22 protein-coding genes and 1 tRNA gene are annotated in these 21,964 nt (G+C 64.8%); 7 read left to right on the top strand and 16 right to left on the bottom strand.

The features are described from left to right. Positions 1 to 45 precede the first annotated feature (45 nt). The 3 genes from lysA to R2B38_RS28795 form a co-directional block, all read right to left on the bottom strand. Positions 46 to 1,437 carry a diaminopimelate decarboxylase gene (gene lysA, locus R2B38_RS28805; protein WP_318018837.1) on the bottom strand — a complete coding sequence of 464 codons (1,392 nt, stop codon included), beginning with the start codon at positions 1,435 to 1,437 and terminating at the stop codon, positions 46 to 48. A 63-nt stretch (positions 1,438 to 1,500) separates the two neighbouring features. Continuing rightward, positions 1,501 to 2,736 carry an ArgS-related anticodon-binding protein NrtL gene (gene nrtL / locus R2B38_RS28800; protein ID WP_318018836.1) on the bottom strand — a complete coding sequence of 412 codons (1,236 nt, stop codon included), beginning with the start codon at positions 2,734 to 2,736 and terminating at the stop codon, positions 1,501 to 1,503. A 285-nt stretch (positions 2,737 to 3,021) separates the two neighbouring features. Continuing rightward, positions 3,022 to 3,561 (bottom strand): response regulator, encoded by a 540-nt coding sequence (locus tag R2B38_RS28795; protein ID WP_078652501.1) that lies wholly within the window; start codon positions 3,559 to 3,561, stop codon positions 3,022 to 3,024. Between the two features lie 152 nt (positions 3,562 to 3,713). On the opposite strand from R2B38_RS28795, the gene R2B38_RS28790 reads away from it, so the two are divergent. Next, positions 3,714 to 3,785: transfer RNA gene (locus tag R2B38_RS28790), tRNA-Arg, on the top strand. Between the two features lie 247 nt (positions 3,786 to 4,032). On the opposite strand, the gene R2B38_RS28785 is transcribed toward R2B38_RS28790, so the two are convergent. The 8 genes from R2B38_RS28785 to R2B38_RS28750 all read right to left on the bottom strand — a co-directional run bounded on the left by R2B38_RS28785 (position 4,033) and on the right by R2B38_RS28750 (position 9,539). Beyond that, positions 4,033 to 5,424, bottom strand: coding sequence for a tyrosine-type recombinase/integrase (locus tag R2B38_RS28785; protein ID WP_318018835.1), 1,392 nt, complete (start codon positions 5,422 to 5,424; stop codon positions 4,033 to 4,035). After that, complete coding sequence (locus R2B38_RS28780; protein WP_019060844.1) at positions 5,421 to 5,624, bottom strand: helix-turn-helix transcriptional regulator; 204 nt, start codon at positions 5,622 to 5,624, stop codon at positions 5,421 to 5,423. The genes R2B38_RS28785 and R2B38_RS28780 overlap by 4 nt, the downstream gene beginning before the upstream one ends. Then, positions 5,614 to 6,975: a replication initiator gene (locus R2B38_RS28775; RefSeq protein ID WP_318018834.1), complete on the bottom strand. Its 1,362-nt coding sequence runs from the start codon at positions 6,973 to 6,975 to the stop codon at positions 5,614 to 5,616. Before R2B38_RS28775 ends, R2B38_RS28780 begins: the two co-directional genes overlap by 11 nt. After that, positions 6,972 to 7,229 carry a hypothetical protein gene (locus R2B38_RS28770; RefSeq protein ID WP_266772562.1) on the bottom strand — a complete coding sequence of 86 codons (258 nt, stop codon included), beginning with the start codon at positions 7,227 to 7,229 and terminating at the stop codon, positions 6,972 to 6,974. The genes R2B38_RS28775 and R2B38_RS28770 overlap by 4 nt, the downstream gene beginning before the upstream one ends. A gap of 104 nt (positions 7,230 to 7,333) precedes the next feature. Further along, on the bottom strand, positions 7,334 to 7,624 hold the full coding sequence (locus R2B38_RS28765) for a hypothetical protein (RefSeq protein WP_318018833.1): 291 nt from the start codon (positions 7,622 to 7,624) through the stop codon (positions 7,334 to 7,336). Between the two features lie 44 nt (positions 7,625 to 7,668). Beyond that, positions 7,669 to 7,863 carry a hypothetical protein gene (locus tag R2B38_RS28760; protein ID WP_019060840.1) on the bottom strand — a complete coding sequence of 65 codons (195 nt, stop codon included), beginning with the start codon at positions 7,861 to 7,863 and terminating at the stop codon, positions 7,669 to 7,671. Positions 7,864 to 7,875: 12 nt separating this feature from the next. Further along, entirely contained in the window at positions 7,876 to 9,198 is a 1,323-nt protein-coding gene (locus R2B38_RS28755) for an FtsK/SpoIIIE domain-containing protein (protein ID WP_318018832.1), read from the bottom strand. Further along, complete coding sequence (locus R2B38_RS28750) at positions 9,198 to 9,539, bottom strand: hypothetical protein (protein WP_318018831.1); 342 nt, start codon at positions 9,537 to 9,539, stop codon at positions 9,198 to 9,200. The genes R2B38_RS28755 and R2B38_RS28750 overlap by 1 nt, the downstream gene beginning before the upstream one ends. Before the next feature lie 204 nt (positions 9,540 to 9,743). Here R2B38_RS28750 and R2B38_RS28745 point away from each other — a divergent pair, with 204 nt between their 5' ends. After that, positions 9,744 to 10,484, top strand: coding sequence for a GntR family transcriptional regulator (locus R2B38_RS28745; RefSeq protein WP_318018830.1), 741 nt, complete (start codon positions 9,744 to 9,746; stop codon positions 10,482 to 10,484). A 313-nt stretch (positions 10,485 to 10,797) separates the two neighbouring features. Here the strand turns inward: R2B38_RS28745 and R2B38_RS28740 are convergent, their stop codons facing one another. Beyond that, positions 10,798 to 13,050, bottom strand: a complete 2,253-nt coding sequence (locus tag R2B38_RS28740; RefSeq protein WP_318018829.1) for a hypothetical protein — start codon at positions 13,048 to 13,050, stop codon at positions 10,798 to 10,800. Between the two features lie 742 nt (positions 13,051 to 13,792). Between R2B38_RS28740 and R2B38_RS28735 the strand changes: the two genes are divergently transcribed. From R2B38_RS28735 to R2B38_RS28720, 4 genes are all read left to right on the top strand, one after another. Further along, entirely contained in the window at positions 13,793 to 14,278 is a 486-nt protein-coding gene (locus R2B38_RS28735) for a DUF4265 domain-containing protein (protein WP_318018828.1), read from the top strand. Between the two features lie 920 nt (positions 14,279 to 15,198). Beyond that, positions 15,199 to 15,435: a hypothetical protein gene (locus R2B38_RS28730; RefSeq protein ID WP_318018827.1), complete on the top strand. Its 237-nt coding sequence runs from the start codon at positions 15,199 to 15,201 to the stop codon at positions 15,433 to 15,435. A gap of 21 nt (positions 15,436 to 15,456) precedes the next feature. Further along, the gene (locus R2B38_RS28725; protein WP_318018826.1) at positions 15,457 to 16,263 is read left to right on the top strand and encodes a type II toxin-antitoxin system death-on-curing family toxin; all 807 of its coding nucleotides are present in this window, start codon (positions 15,457 to 15,459) and stop codon (positions 16,261 to 16,263) included. A gap of 762 nt (positions 16,264 to 17,025) precedes the next feature. After that, positions 17,026 to 17,571, top strand: coding sequence for a hypothetical protein (locus tag R2B38_RS28720; RefSeq protein ID WP_318018825.1), 546 nt, complete (start codon positions 17,026 to 17,028; stop codon positions 17,569 to 17,571). Positions 17,572 to 17,824: 253 nt separating this feature from the next. Here R2B38_RS28720 and R2B38_RS28715 read toward each other — a convergent pair whose 3' ends face one another. From R2B38_RS28715 to R2B38_RS28705, 3 genes are read right to left on the bottom strand one after another with little or no spacing between them, the layout of a single operon-like run. Then, positions 17,825 to 18,145 (bottom strand): hypothetical protein, encoded by a 321-nt coding sequence (locus R2B38_RS28715; protein WP_318018824.1) that lies wholly within the window; start codon positions 18,143 to 18,145, stop codon positions 17,825 to 17,827. A 4-nt stretch (positions 18,146 to 18,149) separates the two neighbouring features. Continuing rightward, entirely contained in the window at positions 18,150 to 18,470 is a 321-nt protein-coding gene (locus R2B38_RS28710; protein ID WP_318018823.1) for a hypothetical protein, read from the bottom strand. Beyond that, positions 18,460 to 19,020: a bifunctional DNA primase/polymerase gene (locus R2B38_RS28705; protein WP_411978507.1), complete on the bottom strand. Its 561-nt coding sequence runs from the start codon at positions 19,018 to 19,020 to the stop codon at positions 18,460 to 18,462. The genes R2B38_RS28710 and R2B38_RS28705 overlap by 11 nt, the downstream gene beginning before the upstream one ends. A gap of 405 nt (positions 19,021 to 19,425) precedes the next feature. Between R2B38_RS28705 and R2B38_RS28700 the strand changes: the two genes are divergently transcribed. Further along, a complete protein-coding gene (locus tag R2B38_RS28700; protein ID WP_318021813.1) occupies positions 19,426 to 20,673 on the top strand; it encodes a hypothetical protein in 1,248 nt (415 codons plus the stop codon). Between the two features lie 22 nt (positions 20,674 to 20,695). On the opposite strand, the gene R2B38_RS28695 is transcribed toward R2B38_RS28700, so the two are convergent. After that, entirely contained in the window at positions 20,696 to 21,622 is a 927-nt protein-coding gene (locus R2B38_RS28695) for an aminoglycoside phosphotransferase family protein (protein WP_318018822.1), read from the bottom strand. Positions 21,623 to 21,964: the final 342 nt, after the last annotated feature.

Raw genomic sequence — 21,964 nt, 5'->3', positions numbered from 1 at the left:
TCCACCCCTTTCCTGCCCTTTCCTGCTTCTCTCGCTTCCTCTTATTCAGCCGACGTCGAGACGCAGGAGGTCCTCCTCCGTCTCCCGGCGGACGATGACCCGCGACTCCCCATCCTTCACGGCGACGACCGGCGGCCGGAGCACATGGTTGTAATTGCTCGCCATGGAACGGCAGTACGCGCCCGTGGCCGGTACGGCGATCAGGTCACCCGGTGCCAGGTCCCCCGGCAGGAAGGCGTCCTTGACCACGATGTCCCCGCTCTCACAGTGCTTGCCGACGACGCGGGCGAGCATGGGCTCGGCGTCGGAGCGGCGGGACACGAGCGCGACGCTGTACTCGGCGTCGTAGAGCGCGGTCCGGATGTTGTCGGACATGCCACCGTCGACCGACACATACGTCCGCAGCCCGTCGAGGGGCTTGATGGTGCCGACCTCGTAGAGCGTGAAGGCGGTCGGCCCGACGATGGCGCGCCCCGGCTCGACGGAGATACGAGGAGTCCGCAGCTTCGCGGACTCGCACTCACGGGTGACGATCTCGGTGAGCGCCTTGGCGATCTCGTGCGGCTCGCGGGGATCGTCGTCGCTGGTGTAAGCGATCCCGAGCCCACCCCCGAGGTCGATCTCGGGAAGCTCGACACCGTGCTCGTCACGAACGGCCTTCAGCAGCCCGACCACACGATGGGCCGCGACCTCGAACCCGGACATGTCGAAGATCTGCGACCCGATGTGCGAGTGGATCCCGATGAGTTCGAGCCCGTCGAGCTGAAGAGCGCGCCGTACGGCTTCGGCGGCCTGTCCCCCGGCGAGCGGAATCCCGAACTTCTGGTCCTCGTGCGCGGTGGCGATGAACTCGTGCGTGTGCGCTTCCACGCCCACGGTGATCCGGATCTGTACCGGCTGCCGCCTGCCGAGGGACTGCGCGATATGGGCGACCCGCACGATCTCCTGGAAGGAGTCGAGCACGATCCGCCCGACACCGGCCTCGACGGCCCGCGTAATCTCACTCACGGACTTGTTGTTGCCGTGGAAGGCGATGCGGTCGGCGGGCATCCCGGCGGAGAGGGCGGTGACGAGCTCACCCCCGGAACACACATCAAGATTCAGCCCCTCCTCGTGCAGCCACCGCACGACGGCACGGGACAGGAACGCCTTGCCGGCGTAGAAGACGTCGGCGTCCGGCCCGAACGCGGTACGCCAGGCCCGGGCGCGCTCCCGGAAATCGGCCTCGTCGAGAACGTAGGCCGGGGTGCCGTGCTGCTCGGCGAGCGTCTTCACGTCGATCCCGCCGACGGTGACGACACCGTCCGCGTCACGACCGACGGTCTGCGCCCACACCTTGGGGTCGAGTTCGTTGAGGTCGGCGGCCGGGGCGGAGTAGTGCCCCTCGGGCAGGACGTCGGCGTGACGGGGACCGGCGGGGTGTGCGGAACGGCTCATGTCGTCTTCTCTTCTGTCTCTTCCTGGCGCGCAGATGGTGCGGAGTCTTGTCGGTCCTGGCGCTCAGAGGTGTTCGGGGGCATCGATGCCGAGCAGGGACAGGCCACCGGCGAGCACCGCCCCGGCGGCTTCGGCGAGCGCGAGCCGGGCACGGTGGGCGGCCGAGGGTTTCTCGTCCCCGAGCGGAAGCGTGGCGGGCAGGAGAGCGAGGGTCGCGTCGGCTACGGCGACCAGGTGACGGGCGAGCAGGTCGGGCGCGCGGTGGGCTGCCGCGCGGGCGAGGAGGCGGGGGTGGTCGGCGAGGTGGGTGAGGAGGGGGGCGGTGTCCTCTAGTACGTCTTGTTGGACGTCTTGCCGTACGTCGCCGGGTGCGGCGGTGAAGCCGAGGTCGGCGGCGTTACGGCTGACGGCCCGGGTGCGGGCGTAGGCGTAACGGACCCGGAAGAGAGGGTTGCTCTCCCGCTGCGCGAGGTGGTCGGCGGTGAGGCGGGGCCGGTCGTGAGCGGCGGGGTGAAGGAGGGCCCAGCGGGCGGCGTCGCGGCCGAGGGGGTGGAGGTCGGCGGGGTCGGGGGCCGGCACCGGCCGTACGTTGACGTGCACGTCGGCGCCAGTGACAGCGACGGCATCGGCATCGGCATCGGCATCGGCATCGGCATCGCGCTGAGCTGGTGCTTCTGGGGAGCCGTACGCGTCGGCCTCGATCTCGGCACCGAGAAGGGCGGACCACGCGGGCTCGGGGCGGCTGTCGCAGCGGGTGCGGACGGGGGTGCCCTGCGAGCGCAGGAGGCGGGCGACGACGTCCATGACGACGAGGGCGCGGGGTTCGTTAGGGGCGTGAAGTCGGACGAGGCGGGTGGTGGGGGCGTCTTGGCCCGGAGGGAGATCGCCGTGACGGGCGGTGGGGGCGGCCTGGCCCGGAGGGAGAACGCCGTGACGGGCGTCGGCGGCCTGGTCGTCGACGAACCCGTACTGCGGTCCACGCCGCAGGATCTCCTCGACGAGGGCGGTGGACGCCGTACTCCCGAGACTGATGTTGAGGAACCCGGGCCCGGTGATCTCGACACCGCTGACGCCATGGGCGCCGGCGAGGTGTGGCCGCAGCAGTTCGGCGACGCGGCGGGGGGTCTCCCCGGCGGGCCGGGCGAGCTGGAGGGCGATGTTGGTGGCGTAGTCCCCACACCCGCCGGCCCCCGGCACGGTCACGGATGCCGTCTCCGGCACGACGACACGCAACTCCCCGCCCTCGACAGCACGACGCACCGCGCGCAGCACGGTACGGGAGAGCTCGACGGGGGTCACGGGACAAGCGTATGGGAGGAGGGGGGTGGGTAGGCCAGCCGGTTTGTCCGGGGGTCCGGGATGTGGACGCGGGGGCTGTATACGGCGGGGGTCCGGGGGTGGGGAAGCGGGGCGAATGGGCGAATGGAGGGGCCGGTATGGGGAGCAGGGGGCCATGTATATGGGGAGGGGAGATGGACCTACGGGGCTACGGACCCACGGGGTTACGGACCCACGGGGCTACGGGGCTACGGGGCTACGGGGCTACGGGGCTACGGGGCTACGGGGCTACGGGAGAGGGAAGCCTCAGCCGCCGCTACGTCCACCCCGCCCGGCCCGCTCACCCTCACCGCTGCCGGCGCCCGCACCGAAGGCACCACCGATGGAGAGGCCATCGGCCGGATCACGCGGCTCGCGGCCCCGCCCCCGCTCGATCAACTGCCGTACGAGAGCGATGAGTTCGGCAGGCTCGAAGGGCTTGGCGAGAAACGCGTCGACGCCGACGTCGAGCCCGCTGTCGACCTCGTACTGGGTACAGGCGCTGACGATGGCGAGGGGCAGATCACGGGTCCGGGGGTCGCTGCGCAGCCGAGCGGCGGTACGCAGCCCGTCCAGCCGAGGCATGACGACATCAAGGGTGACCACATCGGGCTGAACCTGGTGAATGACATCCAGACACTCGGCACCATCGGCCGCGGTCACGACCTCGAGACCCTCCAGCTCGAGATTGACCCTGATCAACTGCCGGATGACCTTGTTGTCGTCCACAACAAGCACCCGACCCGACGCGCCTGGCACAACTCGAGAGTAGGTCCGGACCGGCCACCGCGTCCGGGTTTTCCCCACTTCCACCCCCTGCGAGCGACCCGGCCCGCCTTCCCGTCCACATCCCCGCCCACCTTCCCAACCACCTCCCTGATCACCGAGAAACCTGTTCATGGACACCCGTAGGGAGCTGGTAGGGTTCTACCCGTCGCCGCGATCACCGCGACGGACACGCCCCCGTAGCTCAGGGGATAGAGCAACGGCCTCCGGAGCCGTGTGCGCAGGTTCGAATCCTGCCGGGGGCACCTTGGATTAGGTGCCTAAAGACCCCGCCATCAGCGCACTAGCTGAAGACGGGGTCTTCGCGTGTGTGCAGGCGGATGCCGCTGGAAGCAGGCGTTTGCCAGTGATCGCGTTGTAATAGCGTGTTGATCTTGAGGGGCTTCACCGCAGGTCACGTGCCACTTTCAGCTCCCTCATCGTAGTGGTTCGGGCATGACGAAAGCCCCGGATCTCTCCGAGGCTTCGCGTCGATCGGTCCTGCGGACCGTTTCACTTTTCGGAGGTGTCGCCCTCCTCTCCCAGACCCTTCAGGATCCGGTCGTTCATCTCTTGCTCCTGGCCGTCGATGCACTTGGCGTAAATCTTGAGCAGCACGTCGACCGAGTGGCCGGCGCGTGCCGCCACTTCCGGTGCGGGCACACCGGAGTTGAGCCACTGGGACACGCCCGCGTGCCGCAGGTCGTACGGCCGGAAAGCGAGCACTGAGGAGACCTGTTCGGGCAGGAACGCCAGCTCTCGCGTCTGCTTCCACACGCGCGAGTAAGACGAAGCCGCTACGACGTTGCCCCGCTCACTGGCGAAGAGCCGGCCGTCCTTGGCAGTGCCGAACTCCTTTAGATGCTCACGAAGCAGGCGCACCAGCGGAGGCGGGATGGGCACGATGCGCACCTCACCCTCCGCACGCTGCTTCAGGCCCCGCCGGTCGTGCGCCTCCCCGGAGTCCGTCCACGCCTTGCCTGCCGTCGGACGCGTCTCGGCCAGTTCGATACGTCCCCAACCCGACGCCGGAAGTACGCAGTCCGACCGACGCAGGCCGAGCGCTTCACCGGGGCGCATGGCGGCGTAGTACAGGCACCCGAAGAATGCCCGCAGCCGTCGACCACTCGCCCGTTCGTAACCGCCGACGTACGTCACCGCAGCCAGCAACTCCCGCGCCTGCCGCGGATTGACCACGACTCGGCGGTCGACCTCTTGTACTGCCCGCTTGCCGCGCTTGCGGCGTACTCGGCTCAATGGGTTCGCGTTCAGGAGCTCTAACTCCACTGCGTATTCAAGCGAGTTGAACACCACCGCCCGGCGACGCCGGTAGGTCTGTGTGGCCGCGAGTTTGCCATCCAGCTTGCGGCCGAGACCGTCGATCAGCTCATGCACGCGAGCGATCTCCAGCAACTCCGCTACAGGCAGAGAGGCCCGCTCGATCCAGCGCACGGCCGAAGCAATCTCCTCCGGCCGATCCTGCTTTCTCCGCGACACGGGAAGGAGGTAGGAGCGCAGCGCACGCCGTACTATCTGCGGCGTTGGGCGTCCCCGAACCGGCTTGACCAGTACAGGGACGACCGTCGCCAACGCGTCGGTCATGCTGTCACGCTGCTTCGCCGACGCCTCAGCCCAGCGAGCATCGATGTACTTGAGCGCCAACTCCAGGTACGTCAGCGCCGCCTTGCCACCACGCAGCGAGTCGGGCAGCCCCGACACCGTGTCGAAGGGCTCGCCCTTGTCGACGGCTCGCAGCAGCTTGGCCCTGAAGCGGTCGGCCAGTGCCGATGTCTTGTACGACTCGCTGAAGGCTTGCCCGTCAACGACCCAGCGGACAAGGTGAGTTGGCTTCTTGGTCGTCTTGTTGACCGAGAGCTTCCACACGGAGACCTTGTACGACTTCACGACGCGGCCCCCTCTGCGCGCTCCGCCAACCAGTCGTTGAGCACGTCGCGGCGAACCCTCAACTCCCCGTTGGGTAAACGGATACAGGCCGGCGCGAGCCGCAGTTCGCGCCAGCGATAGAAGGTGCGCCGGGAGATCCCACCCAGCTCTTCGAGCACCTGCCGCACAGTGAGCAGTTCGGCCGTCTTCTCACGCGCCATGAAGACCACCACCCTCCCGCACGGAGGCCGCCAGGAGAGCAGCCTCCGGCGAGTAGCCGCGTCCGGCGTAGCGCCACTGCCCGACGGTGACGGTGGACCGTCCGTCGATACCGAGGGCGGTCCGCTGCTCCTCCGCACGGTGTTCTGCACGCGCCTCACGGAGTGCGGTCAGAGTCGTCGAGTAGCGCCGTGACTTGGTCGAGAAGTGGCCGCCGTAGCCGAGCATGTGGGCCCAACGGCGCAGCCCCAGAGGCTCGAAGGGAGGTAGACCGCCGAGCCACCAGCACGTACTGATCATGCGGAGGACGTGGGCCCGTACCGGCAGCATGACCAGTTCCCGCGCCTGGTGAATTCGGCCGTCGACCGCGCCGGCGGACTCGGCACCCTTCGTGGCGTACTTCGCGATGTAGCCCGCAACAGCCGCGGAGGTCAGCCGCTCCCCCGCTCCGAACGCCACGATGGGCCGCACGTCGACCTGTTCGCCGAACCGCAGCACGCGAGTGCCGACGACATCCACGCCAGCAGCGATGAGCCGCACGCGACCAACGATCGCCTGTATCGCGTCCATCAGCAGAGCCGTTGTGGCCCAACCGGGCGGAGTCGAGGCCGGTCCGTCCGGCCCGTCGAGGCGGACCACGGCATGGAAGTGGACCAGGCCCCGCCGCTGGTACTCGGCCACCTTCGCGTACGACAGCCGGGCCACGTCCGCGAGTTCGGTACGGGACAGCCCAGCGCGCCGAGCGATCTCGCGACGCAACTCCAGCGCGAACCGGTGCCAGAGCTGACCCGCGTACGCCTGCCAGAGGACAGCCCCCGCGTAGTCGTAGCAGCGCGGGCATAGAGGCTCACCGAGACGGGGCTCACCCTCTGCGTGTCGCTCATGGCATCCGACGGGCGAGCCGTGCGGGCAGCACTCCCCCACCTTCCGGGGACGGCATGCCCGAACATGCCCCGCACCCTCACGACGGGCATGAACTGGCCCGAAGCCGGGAGCGGTGAGGGTGGCGAACACCCGAGGGTGCCCGCTCACCGACTCCGTGACGTTCTTGCCGCCGACCAGACCGGCCCGGATCAGTTGGTAGGTGTCGGCTCGGTAGAGGCGGGAGCAGGACGGGCAGACCGTCGCGCGCCGGTTGCCGCATGCGGTCAGGAGTCGACCGCCGTAGACGTCCGACGCATACGAGAACAGGGCCTCGCCCGTGGTCGTGTCGACGACGGTTGCCCCGCCGACCAGGTGGATCGGGTTGGTGCAGCCGGCGAGGCTGACGATGTTGCGCCGCCAGGCCGCGAACTCCGGCTCTACTGCCCTGGTGAGCAGGGCAGCAACGTTCTTCGGCATGGACGCGGTCATTGCCGACCACCGCCTCCGAATGCCTGCCCCATCACGGCGGCGATTGCTTCCGTCCGGGTCTTGGCGCTGAATCGGAGTGTCGGGTCGGTGAGCCAGAGTGCGGCGGCGTGTGCCGGGCACAGATGCCGTTCGAAGCCGTCGAGCCCGACGAGGACGATCTGTTCCCGTCCGTCGCAGGTCGAGACCTCGGAGTCAACGACCCTCAATTCGCACTCGGGCAGAGGGGATTTGCGCGATCGATGCGCGGTGGACAAAGTGTGAGTACTCCTTTCACTGCTCACGTGGCGGATGGAGTGGGTTCCTGACGGGGTCGGGTTTGGCGACTTCGCGCCCCGTCGGGAGCCCGTCAAACGGGCGATCACTGTTGTTCCTTGGGCGGGATCGCGATGACGTTGAAAGCGATCGGTCCGAAGATGCGACGTGCGTCGTAGTAGCCCTCGCCGAGGTCCTCCACCGGGACGCCGAGCGGAGCGGCGACGTGTTCCGCGCCCTCCCTGCGAGCGGTGGAGTCGGCCGCGTCGACGAAGACGCCGAACGACGCGTTGCGCGGTACGAGGACACTGGGGTTCGCGGTGAGGAAGTCCGCCAGCTCCCGCAGGCCGGCGATGAACGCAGCCCGGTCGCCAGAGCGGATTTCGTACGTGGACATGGCTCGCCCACCTCTCTGCTGTTCGGACATCGGGTGAGGTCGCTTCAGAAGCGGAGTTGACCGAGGAAGCCGCTGACCGCGACGAGGACCGCCTGAACCACCGGCGCGGCCACGGTCTTTGCCACCAGGAAGCCGAAGGTCCCGCAGAGGAGCGTGTCCGCCCAGCGCAGATAGCGGATACGCAGCAGGAACCAGATGAACAGGCCGAGCAGCAGTACGGCCGACATGGACACCAGCACGGCAGTTCCCTCTCACTTGGCCGCGGTGAGCAGCTCGGACAGGACCGGGGCGAGGTGCGCGTACTCGGCCGCGATGGCTTCCGCGTCCACCTCGGTGACCAGGTGCGAGCGGGCTCGTTCCCAGCCGTCGCCGGAGGCCAGCACGGCCGTACCCGCCTGTTCCGGAGTGATGGCCTGTGCGGCCTTGAGCGCGTCGGGGTTGAGATCTCCGAGCGCCATTTCCGCCGTACCGGGATCGGCCACCCGGTGGCACACGCGTCCGCCGAGTTGGGCACGCAGTGCCGTGACGCCCGGCCCCAAGTCGGAGCCCACCCGTTGGCCGGCCACGACGAGGAACACCCCAAGCGCAGCGCCGAGTTGGGCGAGTCGGATCAACGCCGTACCGGCCGCGTGTGCTTCGTCCTTCTCGTTGCGACTTGCGACGAGAAACAGTTCCGCGATCTCGTCGACGATCACGACGACGGGTACCGGGCGTTCCTCGTCTGACAGACCCCAGATGTTGCGTACGCGAGCCGCCCGACAGACGGTCATACGGTCGAGGGTCAGGTCGACGAGCGCCGCCAGGAGCCGAACCGCTTGCTCGCGGTTGGTCGCCAGTGCGGACAACCGGGGTTCGTAGAGCGACAGTTCCATGCCGCCCTTACAGTCGATGCCGACCAGCGCGACCGGTTGCGGAGCCAGGCCCGCTACCAGTGCGTTGATCAACGTCGACTTGCCGGACCGGGTCGCACCGACGATCAGCCAGTGCGGCACACGACGCAGGTCGATGACCCAACCGGCACCGGTCTCCAGGACGCCCACAGCGACTCGGAGCAACTGAGCGGGCCCGCGCTGCTTCGGCAGCCGAGGAGCGGCCAGTGGATCGGCCACCGAGGCGGCGATCCGTACGACTCCCGGCCTCCAGGAGGTGACCCGCACCCCATGGACCTGCCAGTCCTCCGCCATGGCGGGCCCCGCCTTGACGAAGTCCTCGGGCACCTGGCCCGGCAACAGTCGTACCAGCAGCCAGAATCCGCCGCCCGTCGGACGTATGAGCCCGTGCCGGGGGACGCGCGGCTGAGGCGGAGGCGCACCGTTGCCGACCAACCCGGACACCACGGTCAGCGCCGGCCGACGGCTCACGGCGAGTCCGCACCCGGCCATCAACGGCCGCCAGGTGCGCGTCACTTGGACGACCATGACCGGGAAGCCGAGTAACAGCCACCAGGCCACGGGGTAGCGGCGGCGCAGGGCCGGGCCCGCGAGAAGCAGACCCGACACCAGCACTGCGGCCACCACCAGAACCCAACTCGGCCAGACCGTCCCGGCCGAGGAGGTGGAGGAGGCCAGCGTCATCACTGCCCGGCCCCCTTCCCCGCCGGAGCGCTCAGGGGCCGGATCTCCGCCGCACGGAATGCGACCCCGTGCCGCCCGTCGTTCTCCCAGGGCGTGGCGACCAAGTCCCGTACGGCCACGGGCATACCGAGCTGCACACCGGCCGGCTCACCGGCGACACTCACGTTCACCACGTCCGCCGATGACCCGGCCATCAGGCAAAGACCGACCTGGAACACGGTCTTGCCGGTGTCACGGTCAACACGAAGCTGACCGGTCTCACGATTCGCTACCCGCGGAGCCGGGGGTATGGCGCAGATGATCCCCGTGAACTTCGCGGTGTCGATCGGAAGGCTTGCCACTGATCTGAACTCCTCATCTCTGCCACCCGAAGGCCAATCCTTCGGGTTGCTAGACCACCCGTAGTACGGGTGGTCGGAGTCCAGAGTGCGACCCGTAGTACGGGTTGTCAACCGTCTTGCGATGGGGGACGCTGTCCATGCAGATGGACGATCTGTCCACGGAGATGGATAACCGAGAAGCGATCACGGCCACGGAGGGCCCGCATGCCGCCGAAGAACACGCAGCCGAAGTATCGGCAGATCGCCGATTACCTGCGCGAAGGCATCCTGAACGGCACCTTCCCCGCCGGCCAACCGCTCCCCTCCGAGGAGACGTTGGCAAAGCAGTTCGGCGTGACGCGTCCCACAGTCCGTCAAGGCCTCACAGAGCTACGGGCATCCGGCCTGGTCGAGGTGATCATGGGCCGAGGCACATTCGCTCGCTCACCGCAGAGCCGCCCAAGCCTCACGCGCCCGCGCGGCGTACGCCTGGCCCCCGACGGGCGGTACATGGAGGCGGACGGCATCCAGTGGACGAACGCCGAGCCACCGGTAGCCACTCGCACGGACGCCCCGTTGGCATTGGCGGATCTCCTCCGCATCCCACCAGGCGAGCCGATGTTCACGTACGACGCCTTGCAGACCGCCGCCCATGGCCGCCTCCGCCAACTCCACCGCACGTACGTGCCGTTCTCCGTACTGGTCGACACGAAGTACGAGGAGGAGGCACCGCCGCCGGCGCCAGAGCTCTACGTCGCGCTCGCTGCGCTGGGCCACGAACTCCACTTCACGGAGTACATCCGCACCCGCATGCCAATCCCGGACCAGGCGCAGGCGCTCCGCCTGCCTGAAGGTGTCCCGCTCCTGCATGTCATCCGCGTAACGCTCACGGAGGGGGACAAACCGCTGGCTCTTGAGGAGTTCCACCTTCCCGGCGACGATCTGGAACTGTCCTTCAGGCTGTAGCCGAAGCTCAGTTGGCTCAGACTTTCTCCACGTCATCAAGGCGGCTCGCTACGCTCCCCGCGCGCGGCCCGGCCCCCGGCCGGGCCTGCGCTCCTGTCTCCGCCCCGCTGCAGCCCGGCCGGCGCCCGAACCGCGCACTGCAATCAGCCACCTGATGCCAGAGAAGGGGCACGTCGTGGCTGGGCGGTCGGCTCCACGGCTTTAGCCACCTCATTGGTCAGGATCCCTCGTCGAACAAGGCCAGTAGGTCAATCGTGCACATCGCGATCGGGCCCAAAGCCTGCCCGATTTGCCAACCAGCGTTCCGCTGCCCTCATTTACTCCCTGGTGCGCCACGATCTCCAGGCGACCGGATCATCCTTGCTTTGGTAAGAGATATGGGCCACCTTGGATTTTTCCCTTGCTGCTTTTCTGCAAAGCAAACCCAGTAGCGCCCGGCACTGAGTCCTACGGACTGCAAGAACTCACCGACTTGCGTCCATTTTTCAGGGGAAGTCAGCAATGCCGCCTCATGTAATGGCGCACCCGGATCTCGCAGATTTGCGTCTTCGCCCATGCTGGCGAGCGCATGTATAGACTCCACTTGAGGCCTAGTCGGAGAAATCTTTGGATCATTTAGCACAGGACTGCACTCATCTAGCAAGACAGCCAAAATTGCGCCGATATCAAGATCGTGCACGGATGCTTGACACACGATACACATGTGGGATGCCACGCACGACCGAACAAAATTGAGAAGGATCCTGGGGTCCTTCAGTGAGTCACTTGATATACGACCTTCCGTGACGGCTCGATCGTAATACCACTTCAGGCCAGGGTGTAGCGACAAGGACGAGATGGAAACGCAACTCATAAAACTGGGATCGTCGACCGAAACACGGTCTCGCAATCCATGCCAAACCAAATCAGGAATACTGCGAAGGTGAGAGGTTGAGTCTCTCTTGCCATCTTCCTCTCCTTCTCGCTGCACAAAGTCGACCAGATAATCGAATGGCGAGTAGAGGCCTTGTCCGCGAGTTTCGAGACAAGAGCTGGCGCCCCTAACCATTTGAGTTGCCCAGGAAAATGCAGCGTCTACCTTTCCCTCGTCCGTGCGGCCCTGAATCCGGGGATCAAGGTAGGCCACGCACATAGCTTCAAGCCATTCCCTCGGTATAGGGGAAAGATATCCCGCCCTCCTCAAGTCAACGGCAGCAGATACAAGAGCAGCTCCAATCTCATTGGATCCGTCCCGACCATCTTGCCACCGAGAGAGGGTCGCAGGTGCAGCGGCGATGTACTCAGCGAATCCGGCAACCTCAGACGATAACGCAGCAGCGATTCGCGGGTCGGTAACGTGATCTGACAGTTCCTTCCGCTCGCTGGAGTCAAGATGACGCGCGATCCTCAGCGTTGTTGCACCGGAAAGTACAGCGTGGCTAATGCTAGCCAGCGACCTACCTGAAGACCCAACCTCAGCCAATTCCATAGCCGCTTTTGCACGAGATCGGAGTGTCGCCAGAAATAAGACGTCGCTATTGTTTGTGAATAGCCTCGCGATTCCTTCATCAATCCCGTCCAGCCCGATGTACTTTTCAACATCATCCAGCCAGATAATGGACCCATCGAGTTTATATCCAGCCGCAATGAGTCTTCTTAGTGATCGCCCATCCTTGGGGATCACTACAGGCCTTTCCCCAGTTTTAGCCATATTTCGCAACATTGCTTCGTAGGCTGACCGTGTTTTCCCTGAAGCGGAACCTCCCTCAATTACAATCATTCCGCCGTCGAAGTGGGCATCAAGGTCCGTATCAATGGACCTTGTGACGTAGTCGGGTAGGCCAGACCACCCGCTCACTGTCATTGGCGAATGGATGCCGAGGTCACGTATTGGATCCAGCTGGTTCAGAGAGCGGACGATGATGTCGCCGGTGGCAAACAGCTCCCCAGCTTCTCTCGCCAAGCCTGATCCATCTAGCAAATCGAGCGAGAGGTTCAGGTACTCGACTGGTATCCAGACATTCTCGGGTTCAGAGAGCGATTCAGCCAAGGCTCCGCCGTCGATGATGCTGAGTTGAACTCCATAATCCCCCAACGCCGTGTCAGTCAGACGATGCCGGAGGCTGGTGGAAACATCAGCTTCAGTAAAGTACACGATAGCGTCAACAGGAATCGAACCTGGATTTCCGCATATTGTCTGCACGTCTGCCATTATTTTTGAAGACAGTGCAGATTGCTGCAGACTGCAGCAGAAAACTATTCTGTTTCCATCTTCGATACCTAGAAATATCCCGAACGGTTGAATGTTGCCTTTTATGTAGCTCAGGAAGGTTTCGAAATCGCGACCTTGATCTCCACCTGCGGATACAGGACCTGTTGCCGGGATGATGTTCCTTGCGATCCTTTGTCGACTAAACGCCCGACATAGGTCCTCGAATCTGTGATGCTCGTTTCGTGCGCGCATCTTCGAAATTTGATAACGAATAAACGCACCCAATTCGGATTGACGAACAGGGGTATTTTCATTTGACCCGCGGAGTGAATCAGCATCATTGTTGTGCTGTTCGTCCGAGTCGCTCTTATCCACCCTGCGCCCCCAATGCCTGCAAGTCTAGGTTCAGTATGCCCTGATGGGCCCATAAGTATGAGGGATCTGATGCTCTTTGGCGAGACAGGCCATAGGAGCCCGGCCACTGCCATGGAGGATGACCGCATTGCTTTACTCAACGGGCCTGGTTGGCTCGCGGATCCGCCGGTACCTAAGCCTTGATCGGTCCTACCATGAACGTGGTTGCCCGGGACGGGGCAACAAGCGTGGACCTCGTCGTCGCCCCTCAGCTCGACACCCGGCAGTTGGTAACGCACCCCCAGACTTCTTCCAAGACAAGCGAGCTGTCCAGGTGGTGGCTGCCATCCCTGGTCGATGTCTTCGAACCGGTCCGACCCGCAGCGCTGAAGGTGCACCACAAGCACACCAGATCGGGCGGGGACCAGATGAGAATCACGGCGAAGCCACCCAGCGCGTGAGGCCAGAGCCTCAAGCGTCCGCGCATGTCAGCGTCATAATCGGCCGCAGCTTCCCAAACTGATGGCTAGGCATCGTCATTGAGAGGCGACCGTCGTGACTTGCTCTGGTCGACGACACCCGCAACGTGGCGGAGGCCAGTGGGGGCGCAGCGAGACATACGCGCGCGTGATCGGCCTGCCTCCTCGCCGTCGTGGCTGACTGTCGTCGGCTGGGGCAAGGACCAACCTGTATCCAGCTCTGAGCAAACGTCATCCCTCACCCACCTGCGGCCGGCGCGTCAGGGTTCTGCATCCTGGGAACCATGACGAACCCCGAGGGCCCTTACGTGAAGGTGCACTTCCGGCTTGAGATCGAAGACGACTGGCCCCCGGCATCGGTGGAGAGCCTGTGGGCGGTCGACCAAGGCGACGGCACCGTGCGGCTCGACAACATCCCCTGGTTCGTCCGGGACATCGCCTCCGGGGACGTCGTTGCCGCCGAGCCCGACGAGGAGGGCGCGCTATGGGCCGGCCAGGTGGTTCGGCGTTCCGAGAACTGCACCATTCGCCTCATCGTGTTCCGCGACGACGGTTCAGCAGCTGCACGGCAGAGCGTGATCAACGCCTTTCGTGAACTCGGAGTCTGCGGCGAGGGCATAGAGAAGTTCGGCATGGTCGCCTTGGACGTCCCGCCCACCGCCGATCTCGCCGAGGTGCAACGGTTGCTCAACCACGGTGTGGCCAACCAGTGGTGGGACATGGAAGAGGGATGCATCACCGCAGAGTGGCGGGCTGCCTCCGCCGGCTGATGCCGTGCATGTGACCCATAGTCGGGCCGTCTCTGGGCCGTCCGAGGTCGCTCAACGTTGGCCAAGGACGACCAACGACGACCACCAGGAGCACGAGCCAACCGCTCCTGAGCAGCGAAAACGCAGGTCACCAAGATCCCCGGCAACACCCAGGGCAAGAAGACAGGTCAGGACTCGCCTACCGCGAGTCCACCGCGCCCGAGTACCTGCGCGGCGATCCTGTGGCCAACCTCCTAGCCTCAAACCTCACTGGCACCGAACGGTGCCAGGCAGTGGGGTACAGCCCTATAACTGCACCATGGAGTTCTTCCTTCCAGAGGCAAGTTCCGAGACCAAGATCGAGGCGGAGTACGCCAGCCTCGCGCAGGCTGCACGATGTGAAATACCGCCACTTTCTAGGCGGATCTATTCCGTAACGTACACACATGACGGTGTCGAGTACGTGGCCACAGTCGGCCGCCGCCGTCAAGCCACCGCCCCAGCACGCACCAAATCGCAGGCAGGGCGCCCCTCCCCTCCCCCACCACGGCGCTACCAGTCAGGCGGGATCATAAAAGCGATCTTCGCCGGGAACCCCTACGTGGTTTGGGAAGTGCCAGGCCAGCCGAGCGAATGGGCAAATCCGGCGCTGGTTGGCCAACCAACCGAGATCATCTACTTCGATTCCCCCGCCTGACCTCTGCCTGGCGAAGTTGACATTGTGTACAAAACCGCGTGAGAGCCGAGAGGTGCGAGTGCTGCCATGCCCGGCTGTAACGGCGCGCGGCGCGAACGGCAGGGAGTCACACCGGCCAGAGCGGGAAGGTGCAGGTCAACGCCTCGCCAGGTCAGGCAACATCCACACACGCGATCTTGCTACCTGGAGAGCTCCAGGTAGCACTTACGCATGATCCGACCACTGAAGTGGGGAGTATGGGAGTATGGGAGACATGGACAAGAGGGTGGCCGGCGCGATACCGGTGAGCACCAACCTCATGGCCGGTCCGGAAGAGGACGAGGCCATCCTTCAGGCTGTCCCCACTCAGACCCTGCCGTCGCTGAGTTCTCACGTAGCCGCCATCAACGAGGGGCGTGACGTCGACAGCAGCGCGCTGAAGGAAGTACTAGCGCGGGCAGCACGACGCAACCGAGCTGCGCTCGACCGACTGGCGCGGTAGGAAAGTCGACGTAGACACACCTTGGCCAGCGAGACTGTCTATCTGACATACGAGCATTTTCTTCACGCCGCTGCAGAAGCGACCGGCCTTGAGATTGCAACGCTCCGAAATGCAGCCAAGGAGCAGTTGGCTCAGTCTGCTCTAAACGCGCCAGCATCCAGCTTTGGCGACTATGAGCAGTACCCTAAAATGGCGCAAAAAGCTGCCGTCCTGCTATGGCGCCTATCCGCGAACCACTCGCTTCCCGACGGAAATAAGAGGACCGCTCTACTTTGCGCGATTCTCTTTGCCGCGCTGAACGGCTATGACTGGGAGCCACCCGCCGCGGACGAAGAGGAGGACGGAGCGGAGACAGAGGCAGTGGTCGTCGCAGCTTCACAAGGCCACATCCCCCTGGCAGCGCTAGCGGCATGGGTACGTGAGCGTCTGGTTCCCATCCCGGAAGATTACCCAGGTGAGCGATCACAGGTGTCCGCAGTCATCTATCCAGCTGAATACGTCGGAGCACTTCCTTACGAAGGCGACACGATCACTCTTGGAGAAATAGAGATTCGGGACGTTCACGGCTACAATCCAGCAGCCGTTTACGTTCGAAGAATTAGTGGAAAAATAGAGGGAATTTCGGTTGCCGAAGTAGTCATCTCCGTCGTCGGAGATTTTTACGCGCAAGAAGAACTCGACGCGGAAAACGCGGAAGCAAACCGCTACCCTCTTGGGCCAAAGGAATACTGGAGAGGGAAAATGGTTGGGCGCGCTCTCTACGGTCCCGATCGACACCCAATGACCAATGAAGAGTTTGAACTCGAATGGGATCAGGCTGAAGGGTGACCGGTCCGGCAGCCGCTTGGGCGAGTGTCTGACTGCGTGACAACACGGACGGACAACGACGGACGAGGGCGAACGTCTGCGGACCGTCAGCACTCGTGAGAGGCACACCGGCCCGGGGCAGCACCCCCACCCAAGTTGCTTCGGGACGAAGCGGTCGCTTCGTTAGCGTGCCCCGCATGACCGACGACGCCCCAGCCTGCCCCGAGTGCAGCCAGCCCATGAAGTTCGGTGGCCTAGTCCTCGCCAAACGGGAGGACGATGGTCTGCGGACCTGTCGGGCACTGTGGCGGTGTGCCAGGCGGCATCTCTGGTGGAACTGGGCAGACCGGCCGGATGAACCATTGGAGGTATGTCCGGTCCCGGGGCTGTTCCGCTGACAGCCACCGTTGACATCAACGTGCACGGACTGCGACGACAACGAGCGACCATGTACCGCGCCAGTGCGCGAGGTGAGCCCTCCATCCGTCTCAGCTTCCGTCTCATTCAGCGCCGTTCGCGGACGTTCAGACGAGACCGACGCCCGTAGCCGCTCCGGCGACCAGCCGGCCGTGAACACAGGTGAACGGCCCTGTACACGGACCGGCGAGGAACGACCACAGTTGGAAAGCGTGCACCGTTCGGCTGACAGCCAGTCACGCCTTGGGACAGGTGAGGCACATTTTTTCAATTTGCCCGTGTGCGCTCCTGACGCGCCCCATCTTCATTCGCTAGATTATGTCGCCTACCAGGAATGACGGAAATAGGGCACCTACGAGGGCGGCAATGACTGAGACCAATGAAGATGCGTACGCAGGTGCTCTTGCCGAGTATTCTGCACTCAGAAGTGAGATCACCACCCGAATTAACTTGCAGCATCAAGTGCTGGCTCTCCACATGACCGCCGTCAGTGTCGTATTCTCCGTAGCTCTATCAGGAAAAGACCGATGGCCAGTGCTCTTAGTAATACCCTTCATCTCCTATGCGTCCAGTGAGATCTTGGCGTCATTGTTCCGCGCAGTCGAGGGTATAGCGAAGTACATAAATGAGGAACTAGGCCCAAAGGTTCCTGGCGGGTTAGGGTGGGAGTCCTGGCTGGTCCAGCAAAAACCTGACAGCGAAGTGCGGAGAATTACACATCCGTACTACCTACTGTTTCCCGGTATATCCATCGTCTCTTTGGTCGCAATCGGACCTTTAGCGTGGACCGGCCGAGAGAATACCCATCAACACAGTGCTTATTTCTGGATAGTGGCCTTCGCCTGGCCGTTGGCAGCCGCCTTCGCCCTGCTTTCTTTCAAAGCCATACGGAGGCTAAGGGCGCCGTTCTGACTGGCGCGCTGAAGCCGACAGAGATCGGAGACCCACCCTGTTGTGCGGCCTTGTCTTGCAGCGCCGTGCACCACAGCCGAACCCAACGACGACACAGCCCGGCCGTTCACGCAAGTCAGCGTCAAGACCCGCCGCAAGTGACCGCAGCTTCCCAAGCTGATGTAGCAGTTGTCCTGCCGTTCGTCCGGGCTGCGGCGCTGGGGCGCCGGTCCCGGCCGAGCGGCAGAACAACCAACCGCCACCGAGCAGTGGTTCACGCCGCAGGCGCTTCCCGAGGAGAGAGCAGAGGTGCCTTCGTCGTCATGTCACTCGACTCCGCAGCAAGCCCGGTCGCAATCAACCTCGCCAGCAGCTCGGCCGCTCCAGGCCGAACGGTCCCGAGCTGCACGATGCCGTCACCGAAGACGTTCACATCGGCCACTAGGCCAGCGAAGTCGGAGTCCAAGCCAAGCAACACGAGCTGATCAGCCAGGGTGCCGGCGCCTCGCCGTGCGCGGTTCCAGCCGCGTACGTAGGGCACGCCAGGCGACAAGTTCTCCGCTCGTTTGGCTACCACTCCGCGCCGGTCGGTCATGACCTCAGGCCCTTCCTTCGTGTTCTTCGGCAATGGACGATCCGCGACTTCCGTCGTTTCCTTCTCGGCGGTATCCGCTTGCCAGCGCCAGGCGAAGGAGTTCTGCGAGGCGCTCGGCCGTGGCGGGGGACACTCGGCCCAAGTCGACGAGACCGTGCCCGAAGGCGTTCACGTCCGCGCGCAGGTACGGGAAATCCTTCTCCAGGCCGGCGCGAACGAGGACGTCTCGCAATGCAGTGGTCGCGTCTCGGGCCGCGTACCAGCCGTCGCTGTCGAGAGGCGACCACGCGGCGGCGTCGCGCCCGTGAGTCGGCTCATCCGGCATCTGTGGTCGTCTCCTCAGGGAGGGCAACGACGGCTGAGTAGGGCGTCGGGTACTGCTCGTCGAAGCGGTCCATCCTTGCCAGGAGTTCCGCGGAGGCGACCAGGACGGTTGCGAGGGCGACCGGGCGCCGCGGATTGGCTTCCGGTCGGCGGGTAGGTGCGCGAAGCCATTGGTAGCGGTCCTCGGACAGAGGGATGGCTCCGGGGACGACGATGGCGCAGCCGTGGTCGAGGTACCGGTACGACGGTGGCGATGACGTTTCGCGTTCAAGGTAGTACGTGAAGACCTCGCGGCTCTGCGAGCCCAGAAAGAAGCCGACTCGCTGCGCCCTGCGGTCGACGACCGCCGGCCCGAACAGCATGCCATTTCGTCGAAGACGGTCGAACATCTCCATCCCAAGCCGCTGGTCCACGCTCAGCACGTCGAAGAAGCGGCCGGTCGACAGCGCGCAGGGCCTTCGGGGATCGTCCGCCCAGACTTGCCGACACTCGGCGGGATCGTCGGCTGCGGCGGAGAGCCACTCCATGCCACTTCTGGTCATCCTCTGCACGTCATCTCACCTCGGTCAGAACCCAGTTGCGGCCGCAATGCCGCCTGGTCTCCAGACTCAGGGGCACCACCCTGGTGAGGGCAGATGACGAAGGGTGACGGGGGATGACACGTCCCGTGTGCACGCGTCATCCCCCGTCACGGGTCAACAACCCGCGAACTCCGGTTACTTGCAGCGCGCACCGGTGAACAGCGCGTACATTCGGTCGAGAAGCCAAAGAATCGCGTGCCCCAGAAGTCGCACCCATGTACAAGTGGGGAGGGAACGGTCACGTCCTCGCTGGAGCCGATCAGCGTTCACTTACGGCAAGCCCGTGTAGGTCGCGGCTGGAGTCAGCCGCGGTTGGTTCGGGAGCTGCGTCAGGTTGCGCTCCGCCGTGGCCACCAACTTCCGTCGGACGCCAGCGTGAAGCGCCGTATCGCCAGTTGGGAGAACGGGCACAGCACGCCGGACGACTTCTACGGTCCACTTCTGTGTGAGGCGTACGGACTCAGCGCCGCCGAGTTGGGGCTGAACCACGAGGGCCAGCGAGACACAGGACTCCTGGACGCCAGTTATCCGGCAAGCCCCGAAGGGGCAATCGAGACCGTCGGCCTGCTGTGGCGCGCTGATCTGAACCGGTACGAGCCCCTGTTACAGGCCGAGCCGTCCGAGCCTGCGTGGAACGAAGCCTCGCTTCGGTGGCTGGTCGCTCCCGAGCCGGCCGTTCCTCGGCAACATCGAGATGGAATGCGCGTCGGTTTCGGAGACGTAGCGGCCATCAAGACCACCGCGGACATGTTCGCCGAGTTGGACGACCGTTTCGGTGGGGACCACGCTCGGCACGCAGCAGTCCAATACCTCAGCACCGAAGTGACACCGCTCCTGCGCGGGCAGTACACCGAGCAGGTCGGGCGGGCCCTGTTCTCCACCGTGGCCGAGGCAACTCTCCTGGCCGGTTGGATGTCCTACGACGCCTGCCGCCACGGCTTGGCACAGCGGTACTTCCTCCAGGCCCTCCGACTGGCCCAGGACGCCAACGACCGCCGGCTCGCCGGAAGCATCCTGTCCGCTATGAGCCATCAGGCGACCTTCCTCGGCCGCTACACCCAGGCCGCGACACTCGCTCGGGCCGCCCTGGTGGGCATCTCCCCCGTGGCTACTCCGACACTGCGCGCCCAGTTCCACGTCATGGAAGCCCGCGCTCTTGCCCGGACCGGCGACGTAGGAGCCTGCGAAGCCGCTTTGAGCGCAGCCACGCGGGCACTGGAGAGCCGGAACAGCGACGATGAACCCGAATGGATCAGCTACTTCGACGAGACCGAACTTGCCGCCGAGGCCGCGCACTGCTTCCGTGACGTCAACAGCGCCCGGCAGGCCGTCGCTCACGCCGAAAACGCCATGAGCGGCAGTCACGTACGAAGCGACTTCTTCGCCACGATGGTTCTCGCCGACGCGCACCTACGTGCTGGCGATGTCGAGGAGGCATGCAGAGTGGCGCTCGATGCCCTCGACCTCGGCGAGCAGCTCAAGTCAGCCCGATGCGTCAGCTACCTCGCCGAGTTTCGGCAGGGCCTCGCAGTCGTCGGCAACACCACCGAAGCGCGAGCCTTCACGGAGCAAGTCGGAGAACACAGACTCTGGGTGGCGTCCGAGGCCCACGTCAGTGTCTAACTCCCGCACATAGAACGGCCGCTCAGAACGGGCCCCACTTGTCTCGCCCCTCACCGGTACGCAGTGACCGCACGCGCCGCGCGAACTCCCCCGCTGAACGCTCGCTGCCGGCGACCTGGTGGCCGAGCCAGGACACCATCATCAGTTCACGGAGATCCGCCAAGGTCTCGTAGCCGGGCCAGTTCATTACGTCGAAGCCGTATCGATGAACAAACTCGGCGTACTCAGCCTTCGTGTGCCATCCGTACCGGTCGTAGAACATCGCGGTCTGGATCAGATCCCACTCGCGCGGGGCCAGCGCGAAGCCGTCGAGGTCGATGAGAACCGCGTGACCATCCCGGTGGCGGAGCACGTTGCCGATGCTCGCGTCCCCATGGATCATCCCGAAGGGGAGGACGAAGTCCAGCCGGTCGTAGTCCTTGTGCAGCTTTGCGGCACGGTCCTCCAGGAACGTGCGGTCTTCCCCCGGGACGCCGTCCATCTGCCTCAGAGAGCCCGACAGTTTCGCGAACGGGTCGAAGTACGGCAGCCTCAGGGACTCAGGCTCCTCAAGCCAGTGAAGTCGGCGCAGCAGGTCGGCCAACTCGCCCACCGTGGCGTACTCTTCGCGGTCCTGGACACTCTCCCAGACGGTCACGACCCGGCTGCCGATCACCAGCGGTTGCGTGACGCCCGCCGGCACCCGCATAGCCGGAAGGTCTTCCGCCTCCAGCCACCGCGCCACTCGTACCGCCCGCTCCATGTCTTCCAGAACATCGAGGTCACGGGCAACGCGAACGATGATCGGCGACTTCGATAAGCGGTACACCGCGTTGGAGCCGAGCCGCAGCAACTCGGCACCGTCCGGGTCCAGTTGGGCCTTCGCGCACGCCTCGCGCAGGACAGCCCCGAGGCCCTCCTCCGTGAACTCCGTGCCGCCGTCCTGGTCCCCGCCGCTGCCCGAGATCATGCCTTCGACCATACGGCGCCGCTTCTCCACTCAACAGGCCGCCCACGTAATAGGGGCGTGATGACCTTGCTCAGCGGGCCCCACCGACGCCCCTCCCCCGCAGGTCAGGCCCACAAAAGCGTCACGGTCTCACCTGGGCTCCGGAGCCGTGTGCGCAGGTTCGAATCCTGCCGGGGGCACTCCGGAAAAGGCTCCTGACCTGCAGAAATACAGGTCGGGAGTTTTTGCGTTCACGTCAAAACGCACACGGTCTTTTGGCCGTTTCTCCTTTCGGGCGATGCACTGACTTCCGCGCCCTCCTTCTGGCGCGTTTCCGCAGTTCAAAGGCCATTCGTCAAAGAC

It is taken from the genome of Streptomyces sp. N50 (assembly GCF_033335955.1).
Lineage (GTDB): Bacteria > Actinomycetota > Actinomycetes > Streptomycetales > Streptomycetaceae > Streptomyces.
This window is presented reverse-complemented; position numbering and strand designations above follow the sequence as displayed.